The organism is Pseudoclavibacter chungangensis (assembly GCF_013410545.1).
Taxonomy (GTDB): domain Bacteria; phylum Actinomycetota; class Actinomycetes; order Actinomycetales; family Microbacteriaceae; genus Pseudoclavibacter; species Pseudoclavibacter chungangensis.
This window is the reverse complement of the sequence record NZ_JACCFV010000001.1, coordinates 1986686-2002083: the sequence shown is the minus strand read 5'-3', so window position 1 is coordinate 2002083 and position 15398 is coordinate 1986686. Positions and strand designations below refer to the sequence as shown.

The 15398-nt window shown below is 71.1% G+C and carries 12 protein-coding genes; 11 read left to right on the top strand and 1 reads right to left on the bottom strand.

Going from position 1 to position 15398, the window contains the following annotated elements:
- Positions 1-94 precede the first annotated feature (94 nt).
- The 11 genes from HNR16_RS08980 to HNR16_RS18605 all read left to right on the top strand — a co-directional run bounded on the left by HNR16_RS08980 (position 95) and on the right by HNR16_RS18605 (position 12545).
- Positions 95-1150 carry an efflux RND transporter periplasmic adaptor subunit gene (locus HNR16_RS08980; RefSeq protein WP_158041843.1) on the top strand — a complete coding sequence of 352 codons (1056 nt, stop codon included), beginning with the start codon at positions 95-97 and terminating at the stop codon, positions 1148-1150.
- Positions 1150-2244 (top strand): ABC transporter ATP-binding protein, encoded by a 1095-nt coding sequence (locus tag HNR16_RS18790; protein WP_158041844.1) that lies wholly within the window; start codon positions 1150-1152, stop codon positions 2242-2244. The genes HNR16_RS08980 and HNR16_RS18790 overlap by 1 nt, the downstream gene beginning before the upstream one ends.
- Positions 2241-3494: an ABC transporter permease gene (locus tag HNR16_RS08970; protein WP_179558174.1), complete on the top strand. Its 1254-nt coding sequence runs from the start codon at positions 2241-2243 to the stop codon at positions 3492-3494. The genes HNR16_RS18790 and HNR16_RS08970 overlap by 4 nt, the downstream gene beginning before the upstream one ends.
- Positions 3495-3578: 84 nt before the next feature.
- Complete coding sequence (locus tag HNR16_RS08965; RefSeq protein WP_158041846.1) at positions 3579-6425, top strand: FtsK/SpoIIIE family DNA translocase; 2847 nt, start codon at positions 3579-3581, stop codon at positions 6423-6425.
- Positions 6426-6449: 24 nt separating this feature from the next.
- Positions 6450-7052, top strand: coding sequence for a CDP-diacylglycerol--glycerol-3-phosphate 3-phosphatidyltransferase (gene pgsA / locus HNR16_RS08960; protein WP_158041847.1), 603 nt, complete (start codon positions 6450-6452; stop codon positions 7050-7052).
- The gene (locus HNR16_RS08955; protein WP_158041848.1) at positions 7049-7576 is read left to right on the top strand and encodes a CinA family protein; all 528 of its coding nucleotides are present in this window, start codon (positions 7049-7051) and stop codon (positions 7574-7576) included. The genes pgsA and HNR16_RS08955 overlap by 4 nt, the downstream gene beginning before the upstream one ends.
- Positions 7577-7965: 389 nt before the next feature.
- Positions 7966-8337: a hypothetical protein gene (locus HNR16_RS08950; protein WP_158041849.1), complete on the top strand. Its 372-nt coding sequence runs from the start codon at positions 7966-7968 to the stop codon at positions 8335-8337.
- Between the two features lie 137 nt (positions 8338-8474).
- Entirely contained in the window at positions 8475-8783 is a 309-nt protein-coding gene (locus tag HNR16_RS08945) for a helix-turn-helix domain-containing protein (protein WP_158041850.1), read from the top strand.
- 110 nt (positions 8784-8893) lie between these two features.
- Positions 8894-9124 (top strand): DUF3046 domain-containing protein, encoded by a 231-nt coding sequence (locus HNR16_RS08940; RefSeq protein WP_338109154.1) that lies wholly within the window; start codon positions 8894-8896, stop codon positions 9122-9124.
- Positions 9125-9359: 235 nt separating this feature from the next.
- A complete protein-coding gene (gene recA, locus HNR16_RS08935; RefSeq protein ID WP_158041852.1) occupies positions 9360-10436 on the top strand; it encodes a recombinase RecA in 1077 nt (358 codons plus the stop codon).
- Positions 10437-11738: 1302 nt separating this feature from the next.
- Positions 11739-12545, top strand: a complete 807-nt coding sequence (locus tag HNR16_RS18605) for a regulatory protein RecX (protein WP_179558173.1) — start codon at positions 11739-11741, stop codon at positions 12543-12545.
- Positions 12546-12672: 127 nt separating this feature from the next.
- On the opposite strand, the gene HNR16_RS08925 is transcribed toward HNR16_RS18605, so the two are convergent.
- Positions 12673-15264, bottom strand: coding sequence for a hypothetical protein (locus HNR16_RS08925; RefSeq protein WP_158041854.1), 2592 nt, complete (start codon positions 15262-15264; stop codon positions 12673-12675).
- Positions 15265-15398: the final 134 nt, after the last annotated feature.

Genomic DNA, 15398 nt, shown 5'->3' with positions numbered 1-15398 from the left:
GAGGAGCCGACGGGCACGCCCGCATAGGGTCGAATGGAACAACCGAGGAGCACCGCCGACCCCCGGTCGGACGAGCTCGGACCGAGGGAGACACGTGAACGTCTGGCGGAAGTGGATCTGGCCGATCCTGAAGGGACTGCTCGTCGTGGTCGTCATCGCGGCGATCGCGAAGATGGCGTTCTTCCCGGGCGGCCCGACGGAGGAGGAGCTCGTCCCCACGGGTTCGCTCGCGGATCCCACGGTCACCCCCGTCGTCGCGACGATCACGAACGACCTCACCGTCAAGGGCACCGTCACCCAGGACGAGGTCCAGACCGGCAAGATCCCCATGGAGGGCATCGTCCAGGAGGTCTACGTGAACGTCGGCTCCGCGGTCGGATTCGGCGAGGTCATCGCCTCGATCAAGCGTGAGACCCCGGCGGAGCCGACGACGAATGCGGATGGTTCGCAGACGGCCGGCGAGACGAAGGTCTCGTGGGACGAGGTGACCGCTCCAGCGACGGGCACGGTCACGACCCTCGACCTGCTGCCGAACCAGCCAGTGCAGGTGGGGCAGGACGCCATCACCGTGACCCCGTCGCAGCTCATCGTCGCGGGCGAGATCCCCGCCGTGCAGCGCTACCGGCTCACGACCCAGCCGACCGACGCCGAGGTGACCATCACCGGTGGGCCGGCGGCGTTCACCTGTACCGATCTCAAGATCACGTCGGGCACGACGCCCACGACCGGTGGAACCGGGACCGGCACGGGCGGTGGCGGCACCGGCACCGGGACGCAGGCGACGGATCAGACGAAGTCGAAGGTGACGTGCCGCGTGCCGGACGGCGTCGAGGCGTTCGCGGGCGTCGAGACGAGCATGATCATCCACGGCGGCATCGCCGAGAACGTCCTCACGATCCCGATCACTGCGGTCAAGGGCCAGGCCGGCACCGGCACGGTCACCGTCGTCGGCGACGACGGGACGCACGAGGAGCGGACCGTCACGCTCGGACTCAGCGACGGCACCTCGGTCGAAGTCGTCGATGGGCTCGCCGAGACCGATACGATCCTGCAGTTCGTCCCCGGCGCGACGCGTCCGCCCGACCCCTGCGAGCCCGACCCCGCGACCGGCGAGGTCTCGGAGGAGTGCGGCGCCGGTGGGTCGCTCTGATGGGCCTCATCGAACTCCGCGACGTGCACAAGTCGGTGCGGACGCCCGACGGCGGTGACCTGCACATCCTGAAGGGCATCGACCTGCGCGTCGACCGCGGCGAGCACGTCTCGGTCGTGGGACGTTCCGGCTCGGGGAAGTCGACGTTGCTCAACATCATCGGCCTCCTCGACACCGCGAGCACGGGTGACGTGCTGTTCAACGACACCCCGACGACCTCGCTCTCGGCGGTTCGTCGGGATCGGCTGCGCGGGTCGACGGTCGGGTTCGTCTTCCAGCAGTTCAACCTGTTGCAGAAGCGGACCGCCGTCGAGAACGTGGCGATGCCGCTCCTCTACGAGCGCGACGAGCGGTTCTGGAAGCGCAAGCGCATCGCGTCGGAGATGCTCGAGCGTGTCGGCCTCGGGCACCGTCTCGACGCCAAGCCCGACCGGTTGAGCGGTGGTGAGCAACAGCGCGTGGCCATCGCCCGCGCCCTCGTCCGGCGCCCCGCGCTCATCCTCGCCGACGAGCCGACCGGTGCGCTCGACGTCGAGACGGGGGCCGCCGTCATGGCGCTGCTCGACGAGGTCACGTCGGAGACGGACGCGTCCATGATCGTCATCACGCACGACCCCGCGATCGCGGCACAGGCGCCGCGTGTCATCCGGATCGACGACGGGCACGTGCTCGCCGACGACGACCTCACCGAGGCGGAGCGTGAGCGGATCGTCGCGCGCGGCGGCGAGGTCCCCGTGGCCGTCGGTGCCGTCGCGATCGCGAAGGACGACGTCGCGGCGCCCGAGTTCGCGCGGCACGTCGCCGCGCAGTCGGTCTTCGTCGAGGCCGGGAGCAACGCCGACGGCTCGTCCCCGTCCGGTGTCGAATGGGACGCCGTCACCGGCGAGCCCGAGCCCGACCCGGTGGTGTTCGACGCGCCCGAGGTGCCGACCTTCGGGGCGTCTCCGGGCGATCCGTCGGGAGACACCGTGGCGGGCGGACCCGTCGTGGGGGACGGCGCGAGCGAGGCCCCGAATCGCCGCGGCCGCCGCCGGTCGGCCACGAGACGCTGGCGACGTGGCCGCAGCGACGAAGCATCGGGGGACGAGCGATGAAGTTCTTCACGGGAGCCGTCGGGGGGCTGCTCGACGCGTGGGACGAGATCCGCGTGCACAAGACGCGATTGATCCTCTCGTTGCTCGGTGTCCTCCTTGCCGTGTGCGCGCTCACGACCGTCACCGGCATCGGTCGACTCACCGAGTCGGGGATCGACATGCTCAACAACCAGATGAGCGGCCCGGACATGTCGTACCAGATCAGCGCCTCGGGCGGTGACGCGACCGAGACCGCCGAACGCTTCGAGTCGGCGATGACGGAGATCAGCGAGCGCTACGAGATCACCTACGTCAGCCGATCGCTGTCGGGGCAGGTGCAGGTGCAGTATCCCGATGGTGTCGCGCCCGTCGCCGTGACCGCCGTCGACCACTCGTACGGCGACATGCGGAGCGTCCCCGTCACGGAGGGGTCCTGGTTCGCGACGGACGACGCCGATCGTCTCGCCCCGGCGGTCGTCATCAGCAATTCGATGTGGGAGGGGCTCGGCTCGCCCGACCTCGCGACGCATCCGACGCTCGAGATCCTCGCGCCGACACGCACGACCGCGGTCGTCGTCGGTGTCTATTCGGCCCCCGAGTTCGGCTTCTCGACGAGTGATCAGCTCTACATGCTCTACGACTCCTACGACCGCATCTCCACGACGGAGACGGATGGTTCGGAGGTCGCCGCCGCGTCGGCGATGGGTGGAGCGGGCTCACAGATGTCGTACGTCGTCTGGCTGCCTCCCGCGATCGGTGAGGACCTCGGCTGGCGGATCAAGACCGACCTGCAGTCGTCGCTCGGTCCCTCTGTCGCGGTCGAGGCGACCCGAACCGATGCGGGCGCGTACGGTGGCGGTGCCCAGGGACTCACGACGATGATCGCGATCGTGTCGTCGATCGTGCTCGTCATCGGTGTCGTCGGTTACATCAATCTCGCGATCCTGTCGGTCGACAATCGCGTTCGCGAGATCGGGATCCGACGGTCCTTCGGTGCCACGGGTGGACGCGTGTTCGTCGCCGTCCTGCTCGAGAGCGTCGTCGGGACGCTCATCGCCGGCATGTGCGGGATCGCCCTCGCGGCGCTGATCCTCAGCAACACGGCGGTGCAGCAGGCCGTCTCACTGGGCGCGTTCCCCGACGGGGCGCCGTTCCCGACCGATGCCGCGTGGATGGGCCTCATCATCAGCCTCGTCGTCGGTGTCATCTCGGGCATCATCCCCGCGTTCATCGCGACGAGGATCAAGGTCATCGACGCCCTGCGTCTCTGAGGTACCGAGCGGACGCCCCGCGTGTCGCGCCGAATCCGGCGAGGCGCGCGGGGCTGATGTGACTCATGGGGTTATCGTCGTCCCATGCCGACTTCCACGCCGAAACGCCCGCGCTCGTCCGCGTCCGCCGCGTCCTCCTCGAAGCGTGGAGGCGGCTCGGCCGCGTCTCGAACGAAGAAGCTCCCGCAGGCCGTAACCGACGAGGGTCCCGGCATCGTCACCCGCGCCTGGCTGGGCCTCGCCCACGCCGTCGGCGCGGCGGCCCGCGCGCTCGGTCCGGAGCGCGTGAGCAAGGAGGAGCGTCGCGACGGATTCCCGATGCTCCTGCTGCTCCTCGCCGTCCTGGGAGCGGTCGTCGTGTGGTTCTTCCCCGGAGAACCCGTCGCGGTGACGCTCAACGCGTTCACCTTCGGCGGCCTCTTCGGTGTCGTCGCGTACGGTCTGCCCGTCGTGCTCGCCGGGTTCGCGCTCTGGCTCTTCCGCAATCCCGCGTCCGTGAGCGACAACGGCCGCATCGGCATCGGGCTGTTCCTCGGCGTCCTCGCCTCGTCGACCCTCGCGCACGTGTTCGGCGGGCAACCCCAGGCTTCGGCCGGCATGCCCGAGCTCGCCCGCGCGGGCGGGGTCTTCGGCTGGATGGCCGGGACGCCGCTCGTCTTCCTCACGACCGTGTGGGGCGCGGGCGCGATCGCGATCGTGGTCCTCGTGCTGTCCCTGTTCATCATCACGAAGACCCCGCCGAACCGCGTCCCCCAGCGGCTCCGCGAGCTGTGGGTGTGGCTGTTCGGCATCGACGACGACGAGGGGGCGGCCCACGCTCGCACCTCCTCCGCAGCGGGCCGCCGCGGATCGGCCGACGACCTCCTGTCCGACGAGACGGGCGAGGCCGCCGCGGACGACGCGGACGAGTCGCTCCCGTGGTGGCGCCGCAACGCGTCCGGCCGCGAGGTCGACCCCGCGTTCGACACGCCCGTGCTCGGCGAGCCCGATGAGGAGCCGCGGGGGACCGACGACGCGCTCACCGAGCTGCTCACGGGCGCGACCCACGCGCCCGCGCGGAACGAATCCGGGCCCGTGGACCTCGACGCGTTCGACACGGCCCCGCAACCCACGACCGTCATGCCGACGCCCGAGGAGTCGGCGGCCGCGCTCGGCTCGTTCGCGGGTCCCGCGGGTGCGAGCCCGACGGGCATCCACGACGACTCCGACGCCACCGACCTCGACGAGTTCGTCCTCGAGGCGCCCGACGCGGTGGGGACGGCGACCGTTCCGGCCGCCGACACGGCGGCGGCACAGGCCGACGAGCCCGACGAGGCGGCGTGGGACTCGCGCGACGCCGACGGCGACAACCCCTATCGCCTGCCCGCGACGTCCATGCTCTCGCGCGGCGAGCCCGGCAAGACACGCACGGAGGCGAACGACGTCATCATGGCGGCGCTCGACAACACCTTCACGGAGTTCAACGTCGCCGCGAAGGTGACGGGCTTCTCGCGCGGCCCGACCGTGACGCGGTACGAGGTCGAGGTCGGACCGGGCGTCAAGGTCGAGCGCGTCACGCAGTTGTCGAAGAACATCTCGTACGCCGTGAAGTCCAACCAGGTCCGCATCCTCTCGCCGATCCCCGGCAAGAGCGCGATCGGCATCGAGATCCCCAACGCCGACCGCGAGGTCGTCGCACTCGGTGACGTCCTGCAGTCGCAGCGCGCGATCAACTCGACCCACCCCATGACGATCGGCGTCGGTAAGGACGTCGAGGGTGGTTTCGTGCTCGCGAACCTCGCGAAGATGCCGCACCTCCTCGTCGCCGGTTCGACCGGATCCGGCAAGTCGTCGTTCGTCAACTCGATGATCGTCTCGCTCCTCATGCGCTCCAAGCCGAGCGAGGTGCGCATGGTCCTCGTCGACCCCAAGCGCGTGGAGCTCACGCCCTACGCGGGTGTCCCGCACCTCATCACCCCCATCATCACGAACCCGAAGAAGGCGGCCGAGGCGCTGCAGTGGGTCGTGAAGGAGATGGAGATGCGCTACGACGACCTCGAGAGCTTCGGGTACCGGCACGTCGACGACTTCAACGCCGCGATCCGGGCGGGCGAGATCGTCCTGCCCGAGGGGTCGAAGCGCAAGCTCAAGCCGTACCCGTACCTCCTCGTGGTCGTCGACGAGCTCGCCGAGCTCATGATGGTCGCCCCGCGCGATGTGGAGGACTCGATCGTCCGCATCACGCAGCTCGCGCGTGCGGCCGGAATCCACCTCGTGCTCGCGACGCAGCGTCCGTCCGTCGACGTCGTCACGGGCCTCATCAAGGCGAACGTGCCCTCGCGACTCGCGTTCGCCGTGACGAGCTCGACCGACTCGCGCGTCATCCTCGACCAGGTCGGCGCCGAGGCGCTCATCGGTCAGGGCGACGGCCTGTTCTCCCCGGCGGGCTCGATGAAGCCCATGCGCGTCCAGGGTGCGTGGGTCAACGACAACGAGATCCAGGCGATCGTCAAGCACGTCAAGCAGCAGGCCCAGCCCGAATACCGCGCCGACGTCGCGGCCGTCGTCGAGCGCAAGGAGATCGACGCCGACATCGGCGACGACCTCGAGCTGCTCCTCGCGGCGACCGAGCTCGTCGTCACGAGTCAGTTCGGGTCGACCTCGATGCTGCAGCGCAAGTTGCGCGTCGGGTTCGCGAAGGCGGGGCGGCTCATGGACCTCATGGAGTCACGCGACGTCGTCGGCCCATCGGAGGGCTCGAAGGCCCGCGACGTGCTCGTGACGGTCGAGGAACTCCCCGGTGTGCTCGCGCGCATGCGCGGGCAGGAGCCGCCCGCACCGGTCGCCGACGAGGCCGCGGCCCTCGATGCCGTCGCGGCGCAATACGATGGTGTCGAAGAGGGGGAGTCGTCGGAGAGCGAGGACGCCTGGAGTCTGACGGGACGCGACTAGTCGCATCCCGGTGAGGGAGCGCACATGACCGGTCGGATCATCCGCGCCGGCGACGGCCCGGTGAGCAACTGGAACGTCCCGAACGTCATCACGATCGTCCGGATCCTCCTCGTCCCCGTCTTCGTGTGGCTGCTGCTCGCGGACCGGGACCTCGACGGGCCCCTCCGCTGGGCGGCCGGCGCACTGTTCATCGTCGCGATCGCGACGGACAGCATCGACGGGCACCTCGCGCGGTCGCGCAACCTCGTGACCGACCTCGGCAAGCTCCTCGATCCGATCGCGGACAAGGCGCTCACGGGCACAGCGCTCGTCATGCTCTCGATCCTTCAGGAACTGCCCTGGTGGGTCACGATCGTGATCCTCGTGCGCGAGCTCGGCATCACGCTCTGGCGTCTCGCGCTCGCGAACCGCCGCGTGCTGCCCGCGGGGCGTGGTGGCAAGCTCAAGACCGTCGCGCAGGCGGTGGCCATCTCGGCGGCGCTCCTCCCGCTCTGGACGCTCTTCGGCGACTGGGTGCACTGGTTCAACACGGGGCTCATGTCGATCGCCTTCGTCCTCACCGTGTGGTCGGGTGCCGACTACCTCTGGCAGGCCTACCGTCCGTCCGCGACCAAGGAGTCCCGATGAACCTCACCCCGCTTCCGCAGACGACGGAGCTCGCCTCGACCCTGCTGCAGGCGGGGCTCACGATCGCGGTCGCCGAATCCCTCACCGGTGGCGCGGTCGCCGCCGAGCTCGCCTCGGTGCCGGGCATCTCGGGTGCGCTCGTCGGCGGTGTGGTCGCCTACGCGACGCCGCTCAAGCACACGCTGCTCGGCGTCGACGAGGAGCTGCTCGACCGGCGTGGCGCGGTCGACGGCGAGACGGCGGTCGCGATGGCCGCCGCGGCCCGCGTCGCGATGACCATCGACGAGCGTGTCCCCGACATCGGCGTCGCGACGACGGGCGTCGCGGGGCCCTCGGCGCAGGAGGGCAAGCCGGTCGGTACGGTGTTCGTCGGTATCGATTCGCTCTTCGGCAGCCACGTCGTACAGCTCGATTTCTCGTCCCTCGTCGTGCCGGGTGACGACGTCACGAGCCGCAACCGCATCCGACAGGCGACCGTCGAGGCCGCGATCTTCAACGTGAGCGAGTTCCTCGCCCGCCAATGACCTGCGCCCGTCTTCCCGCCTCCCGGTAGCCACCGCTCACTGGCTGCGGGCATGAAGCCCGGGCCCTCGTTCACTGCCGGCCCTGAGTAGGACACGCCGAGAAGGGTTGTGGCGCGCGCGGACGCGGCCTAGCCTGGCGAGACACCCGTTCGTGATCGAGTACGAGAGGAGCCGACCATGATGAAGAACCAGTTCGCACAGCTGCCCGTGTTCAACCGCGTCGGCTTCGGGGGAGAGCTCCGCGCATAGCGCGGCGCCCGGCCCGAGGCCGGCCGCACCCCGGTGTCCACGACGATCGTCGACACCTCCACCCACCGCGGCAACGCTCGCGGCGGTTCCGATGCCACAGCGCATCCATCGTTCTCGACCCGGTCGGCGACCATCGCAGGGTGCCGACCGCACGCCGGAAGCAGCTCATGCAGACGCAGCAGTCCACCATCCGAATCGCGCGCGATGCGCGCGACACCACGTCCACGCCCCTTCTCGATCGTCCGGTCGAACACGTCGTCCTCGACGCCGTCCGTGCCGTGGAGGCCCTCGATCGGGTCCTCACCGCCGGTCGCGCGTCCGATCCGGCGCCGTCCCGCCTCGCGCGGGTCGCGCTCCGGATCGGTTCGACCCTGCTCGCGTGGGGCACGAGGGAGCTCCCGCGGGCGAACGCCGCGGAGCATCATGCGGCGCGTCACGCGCGGCTCGAACTCGCCACGCAGCGACGGGAGCGTTCCCGGGCCGAGCTCCGACGACTCCACCTGGAGCGGTGACGGGTCCCTCGCGCCCGGCGGCGATCGTGGGGCCCGGAATAGCGCGCGGTCACCCCGCGTTTCACTGAACGTCTCCCACGATCGGACATCGATCGTTGGGGTACAGTACATCCGCATGACGCGAAGGGAGATCCCACATGGTGCTCGCACGCAGGGAGATCGGTGAGGTGCTGCGCGACGTCCGTCTGCGCAAGGGCCACACCCTCCGTCAGGTCGCCGGCCGTGCATCGGTCGCACTGGGGTATCTCAGTGAAGTGGAGCGCGGTCAGAAGGAGGCGTCGAGCGAGATCCTCGCCTCGGTCGCCGAGGCGCTCGACACGCCGTTGTCCGCCATCTACCGGCAGGTGAGTGATCGGCTCGCCGTGCACGAGGGTGTCGACCTCTTCCCCGACACCGTTCCCGACGACATCATCCGCTCCGTCCAGGAGCCGCTCCAGGTCAGCTGACCTGAGCCCGACCACGAACGCCCCGGGTCCACCGCCCCGGGGCGTTCGTCGTGCACTGAGTCGTTCGCGCGGGTCGCGGTGCGTCGATCGTCTAGGGTGAGCGGATGCGGATGAGCGAGCTGGAGCGGGCGATGGTCGACGAGTTCGGCGATGCCTACGGCCGCTCGGTCATGCGCGATGTCGTCCTCACGGGGCTCGGTGATCGCACGGCACGCGAGGCGCTCGGCGAGGGGGTCGATGCGCGGACCGTCTGGCTCGCGATCTGCGAGGAGATGCGCGTGCCGGAGCAGCGACGCCACGGCGTGGGGCGTCTCGAACCAGGAGCCCGACGCGACCGCTGAGTCCCCTCTCGAACGTCGACCGCGTGTCGCTTTCGAAGAAACGTTCGAGTGTCGTACTGTCGGTGACAGGCGATCCGGAGCTCGTTCTCCACAGGTCCGCACGGGCACATCGACGCGATGTCCGAGGGGGCTCGTAGCGTGACGAACACCGGAACCGCCGGCCGCCTTGTCGAGGCGCTCTGCATCAGCGCGACGACAGCCTTCAGGCGAATCACCCCGTTCGAAAGGACCAGCCATGCCGAACCCCGCAGACCGCGAGAAGGCCCTCGAAACCGCCCTCGCCCAGATCGACCGCCAGTTCGGGAAGGGCTCGGTCATGCGACTCGGGAGCGACACGCGCGCCCCCGTCGAGACCATCCCGACCGGCTCCATCGCACTCGATGTCGCGCTCGGCATCGGTGGGCTGCCCCGCGGCCGCATCATCGAGATCTACGGTCCGGAGTCGTCGGGTAAGACCACGCTCACGCTCCACGCGATCGCGAACGCGCAGAAGGCCGGCGGCATCGCCGCGTTCATCGACGCAGAGCACGCGCTCGACCCCGAGTACGCGAAGAAGCTGGGCGTCGACATCGACGCGCTGCTCGTCGCGCAGCCCGACACGGGTGAGCAGGCGCTCGAGATCGCCGACATGCTCATCCGCTCGGGCTCGGTCGACCTCATCGTCATCGACTCGGTCGCCGCGCTCGTGCCGCGTGCCGAGATCGAGGGCGAGATGGGCGACGCGCACGTCGGCCTCCAGGCTCGCCTCATGTCTCAGGCGCTGCGTAAGATCACGGGTGGCCTCAACCAGACGAAGACCACCGCGATCTTCATCAACCAGTTGCGCGAGAAGGTCGGCGTGTTCTTCGGCAGCCCCGAGACGACCTCGGGTGGAAAGGCGCTCAAGTTCTACGCGTCCGTCCGCCTCGACATCCGGCGCATCGAGACGCTCAAGGACGGCGGCGACGCGGTCGGCAACCGCACGCGAGTCAAGGTCGTCAAGAACAAGATGGCACCGCCCTTCAAGCAGGCCGAGTTCGACATCCTCTACGGCGTTGGCATCTCTCGCGAGGGGTCGCTCATCGACTTCGGTGTCGAGCACGAGATCGTGAAGAAGTCGGGCGCCTGGTACACCTACGACGGCGATCAGCTGGGCCAGGGCAAGGAGAACGCGCGCAACTTCCTGCTCAACAACCCCGACATCGCGGCCGAGATCGAGCGCAAGATCCTCACGAAGCTCGGGATCGTCGCGGACGCCGAGGTGCAGGCCGCACCGGCACCGAGCAACGTCGAGCCGATCGAGGCGCGCGCGGCCAAGCGCAAGGGCGCCTGACACACCTCCGGGGGCCGCGGAACACCGCGGCCCCCGGACGCACGGTCGTCCGGCAGGTTCCGATCGCGTGCTCGGTGCGTGGTGCGCACGACAACCGGGCGGCGTCGAGCGGTTCGTTCGCCGCGTGGCTGCCTGCGGGCAGCGAGACGATGCAACCGTGCGAGGCCGCGGTACCGACGTCATCAGCTCGCCAGGATCACGCACGGCGGGTGTTCCCGCGCGCGAGACGGACCCGAGCAGAGGCGGACTCGGCCCGAGACCGCGCGCTCGACGGCGCGTCCGACGTGCGGGAGCACGCTCGCGACATGCGTGGTTCGCGCGGACCGCGGCCATCGCGCACGCGTCGCCGGAGACGGGGGCCGTGTGCGGCGTCCCGGGCCCCGGGCGGTGCACGTGCCCTTGAGGCGCGGCGCGACCCCGCGACGGTCGGGAGCCGGGCGGCGGGACGAGCGGTGGGACGAACGACGAGATGGAGAGGACGTTCACATGGACGGCGACGTGACCCGGGGAACGGGCGGGGACCGTGGCCCCGAGCGGGACGAGGGGCCGTACGACGGCGGCGAGCGAGCCGTGGACGCCACCACGCGAAACGTGACGCGCTTCCGCCCCGCTCGCGGCGTCCCCGCGACCGTGGATCCGTCGGACGGAGGGACGGTCATCCCCTTCGATCGCTCCGAGCGGACGCGTGCACAACTCGCGCCGGCGGGGGTGTCGCCCACCGGTGGTGACGACGTCGGCGACCGCGTGGTCGCGACCAGCGGACCGTGGGAGGACGACGCGGTCGCCGACGACGATTTCTCGTTCGAAGCCGAGGGGAGTGGGTTCGACCCGGAAGAGTTCCGAGACCTGGGGCCCGGAGCGTCGCTGGGCGCCTCGGGACCACTGGGCGCCTCGGGACCACTGGGCGCCTCGGGACCACTGGGCGCCTCGGCATCGTCGAGCGCCTCGGGACCGCTGGGCGCCTCGGCTCGCACGGACGGCTCGATTCCGGCGGAGGACCCGCCTCGGGTGGATGAGGCGCGTCCCACGGGTGATCGGGCTCGCGCGGACGATCCGGTTCGATCGGGTGACACGATTCGCACGGACGATGCCGTTCGGACGGACGGTGCGGTTCCGGCGGCGGGACCGGGCCCGGCGGACGTGCCGAGCGAGCCGACGACGACGGCGGACGCTACCGCGCCGACGACGACCACGGCGGCCCCCGAAATGACGGCGGGAGCCGGAACCGCGAGCGAGCGCGCGCGATCGACGCGGGGAACGGGCAGCGCGCCACGTGACGCCGAGTCGCGAACGGCCCGTCCCGTGAGCGTCGAGGGGACGGAACGAACGGGACGACGAAGTCGAACCGGCACCGACACCGAGACCGACACGCGCGATGTCGACGTCGCACCTCCGCAGGCGTCGCGCGCACGAACCGCCTCGAGCGGGTCCGGCGACGGGGACGGGCGACCCGGCGCGGAGTCGGTCGCGTGGGCCGACCCGATCCGGATCTCGTTCGCGGGAACGACGGGAGCGGGGAGCGTCGGGACGAACGGATCGGGCAGCGTCGGTGTGGCCGGCGTGGCCGGCGTGGGCGCGGAGCTCGACGCGATCCTCGCGGAGGCGGAGACGGACCTCGTGCGCGCCCTGCGCCGGACCGATCGTTCTCGGGCCGAGGGACGGGCGATCCTCGAGGCACACGACGAACTCGGAGCAGGGCACATCGAGGATCTGCTCGATCGCATGACGGAACTCGGGTACCTGGACGACGAGCGTCTCGCGGCGACGCTCGCGGAACGACTGACGCGAAAGGGACAGGGGCCCATCGTGATCGGGCGGACCCTGCGCGAGCGACGTCTCGATCCCGATGCGATCGCGCTCGCCCTCGAGGCGCTCGACGACGACGACGAGGCGGAGCGGGCGGTCGAACTCGCGCGGGCTCGCGCGTCCCGCATGCGCGGGGTCGACTCGGGCGCCGCACGTCGTCGCCTGGCGGCCTACCTGCAGCGACGAGGCTTCGACGGCGCCACCGCGCTCCGTGCCGCCGACACCGCGCTCGGCGAGGGCGCCCGATCGAACGGCAGCGCACATCGTGGCGGCTCGGGCGTCTTCTTCGGAAACGCCGACTGACCGTCACCCGATCGCGTGACCGTCACCCGGTCGCGTGACCGTGGACGTGCTCGACGCACCGGGGAGCGCGCGGCCCGTCGAGGGCCGTGCGGTCACGGGGCATCGTTCCACCGGAGCAGCCGGGGGCTCAGGCGTCCCGGTCGCTCGCCGCCCGCAACTCCAGGCGCTCCGCCTCGCGCGTCGCGTCGTCGGCACCGCCGTCGTCACCGAGCCGGCGAAGGCAGATCGAGAGATTGTGCGCCGCCGTCGCGGCATTGGTGAACTCCCCGGCACGCTCCAACACACTTCGCGCCTCGATGAACGTCGCGACGGCCGCACGGTAGTCGCCACGCAATGCGTCGTCCTCACCGAGGAACCCGAGCGCCGTCCCGAGACCGTCGAGCTCGCCACCACGCCGGAAGACGCGCTCGGCGTCCCGGATGGACGCGAGCCTCCCGGCATCGTTCCCGAGACGACCGTTCGCGCTCGCCGCGAGGAACGCGGCGCGTCCCGCCATCCGGTCGAGCCCGAGCTGCTCGAAGGCGCGCATCGCGTCGCCGGCCAATTGGACGGCCCTGGTGGGGTCCCCGAGACGCAGCGAGCTGTCGGCGAGCAGGAACGTGATGTGCGCGTGGTAGTCCCGCGCGTAGCCGACCGTATCGGCGCGCTGCTCGGCATCCGCATCACGCAGCAGCGCGCTCGCTTCGCCCTCGGCCGCCTCGAGCGTCGAGACGGCGTCCGCCTCGTCACCCGATCGGATCTGCAGTTCGCCGAGGCGCTTCCGCAGGTGCACCGTCTCGGCGAGCGTGCCCGAGAGCGCCCTCGACGACAGGGCACGCCGCAGGCTCTCGACGGCGTCGCCGGTCTGTCCCTCGCGCAATTGCAGGTCGACCACGAGATCGACGAGCTGCGGGGCGGTCAGATCCCGCTGGGAGAGCGCCGTGGCGACGTCCGGGAATTCGCCCGCCCCGCACTCGAGTCCGACGAGAACCGTCCCGAGCTGCGGGACGGCGGCGGCGGCATCGTTGCGATCGACGGCCGCGAGCCCCTCGTCGAGGGCGCGGATGAGGGGCCCTGAGACGGCCGGGTCGGACGCCGGGACGACGTGCGCCGGCGCACCCTGCTGTGGTGGACGATCCGTCCCCTGCTGCGCCGGCTCGACGTCGTCGCTCGCGAACGGGGCGAACTCGGGTGCGGCGCCCGGGCCGGGCTGCTGACCGGGGGCGGCGCCCATGACGGACGGCGCCGGGACGCCCTCGTGCGACGGCGCGTGGGGGTGCTCGCGCGTCGGTGCGGCCTGCGCGAGGGCCGGCGAGGATCCCGGGGGCACGTTCGTGTGTTCCCGGGGACCGGTGGCCGATGGGCCGTGATCGTGAGCGGCGCGATCGCGTGCCGCGTCGTCCCACAGGAGTCCCTGGTCGGTCGACCCCGACGCATCCCACGCCGACGAGGCGGACGCCGAGATGACATCGTCGAACGTACGGGCCGGTCGGTGTTCGTCGCGGGAGGGGTCGGCCCACGACGGCACGTCGTCGTCCGCGAAGAAACTCCCGACGGCCCCGCGTGCGTCGTGCTGGCGGCGGGGTTCGGGTTGGTGCGATGCGCCGCGGTCGCCGGCCCCGTCCATGTCGGCGGCCGCACCGCCGAAGACAGGACCGATCGGCGGAGCGCCGCTCCCGCCCGACGACGACGCCGAACCGAACGCCGAGCCGCCGCCGAACGTCGGTGCGGGCGGAGTGCTCGCCCCGAACACGGGCGCTTCCGGTGCCTGCGAGGTCGGCGGCTGTGGGCCGCCGAACGGACTGCGGCCTGACGCGGCGTCGCCCACGACGAGATCCGGCACCGTTCCGCCCGCCGCGCCGTCGGCAGTGCCGATCGTTCCCGGGATTCCCGCGCTGAACGGCGTCGTCGGAATCGTGAGTCCCTGTGCGGGCGGCACACCGACGGGTGTCGCGTCCCACGGGGCGGTGCTCGACGCGGGCGGCTCGTCGCCCTGCGGCGGCGCACCGATCCGGCCGGGGTGCGCCTGCGGGGCCGCGCCGAACGGACTCGCGTCGTGGCGTGGCGTCCCGGCACCGCCGGAAGCCCCGTCAGCGGCCCCGTCGAACGCCGCGACGTGAAGCTTCGCGGGCATCCCACGCTCGTCGAACCCGGCGTACATCGCCACCTCGACGGGGGCGCCGTGGCCGTCGCGGTCGAACATGAGCGCGACGATCGTCTCCTGGCGGCCGGGGAAACTGACCTCGGTGCTGTGGCGTCCGGCGAGACGAGCGTCCTGCAGGGCGGGCTGAACGGCGTCCCGGATCCACCCGTCCCACGGGAACCGCCCGTCGCGGTGCTGGTCGCGCAGCCCCGCGTCCGCGGCGACGAAGAGCCCGTCACCCGTGTCGAGAACGGGGACGACGCCCGGAGACTCGTGCCAGAACGCGTTCGCGGGTAAACCGCTCTGGGATGCCTCGGCATCGCCCGTGAGCTCGACGGTGATCGCACGCACGAGTGGCGGGCCGGCAGCGTCGCCCGGCCGGATCGTGACGAGCACGCGGTAGATGTCGGCGGGGACCCGGACGACGACGCCGTCGACACCGTTCGTGCCGTCGACGGGCCCCAGATAGAGGGCGCCGGAGGGAACCGCGACGTCGCCGCCGAGGATGATCTCGAGCGGCGCGCCATCCGTTCCGTCGCTGCGCAGCGCGCTCGCGCGGCGGAAGAACGCGTCGTCCGGCGAATTCAGTGACCGCATGGAGTGCCCCCGGTTCGAAGCCGACGGTGCCCTGAACGCCCCCGTTCGTCGCACCACCGGTCGGACCGGCCGATTGAGCGGCCGCCCGGCCGGGGCATCCCGGCGGATGCGTCCCTGGGCGGAACGGACGCGTC

Coding starts and splice junctions, on each gene's coding strand:
- HNR16_RS18790 (WP_158041844.1), top strand. CDS start 1,150: ATGGGCCTCATCGAACTCCGCGACGTGCACAAGTCGGTGCGGACGCCC.
- HNR16_RS08970 (WP_179558174.1), top strand. CDS start 2,241: ATGAAGTTCTTCACGGGAGCCGTCGGGGGGCTGCTCGACGCGTGGGAC.
- HNR16_RS08965 (WP_158041846.1), top strand. CDS start 3,579: ATGCCGACTTCCACGCCGAAACGCCCGCGCTCGTCCGCGTCCGCCGCG.
- pgsA (WP_158041847.1), top strand. CDS start 6,450: ATGACCGGTCGGATCATCCGCGCCGGCGACGGCCCGGTGAGCAACTGG.
- HNR16_RS08955 (WP_158041848.1), top strand. CDS start 7,049: ATGAACCTCACCCCGCTTCCGCAGACGACGGAGCTCGCCTCGACCCTG.
- HNR16_RS08945 (WP_158041850.1), top strand. CDS start 8,475: ATGGTGCTCGCACGCAGGGAGATCGGTGAGGTGCTGCGCGACGTCCGT.
- HNR16_RS08940 (WP_338109154.1), top strand. CDS start 8,894: ATGAGCGAGCTGGAGCGGGCGATGGTCGACGAGTTCGGCGATGCCTAC.
- recA (WP_158041852.1), top strand. CDS start 9,360: ATGCCGAACCCCGCAGACCGCGAGAAGGCCCTCGAAACCGCCCTCGCC.
- HNR16_RS08925 (WP_158041854.1), bottom strand. CDS start 15,264: ATGCGGTCACTGAATTCGCCGGACGACGCGTTCTTCCGCCGCGCGAGC.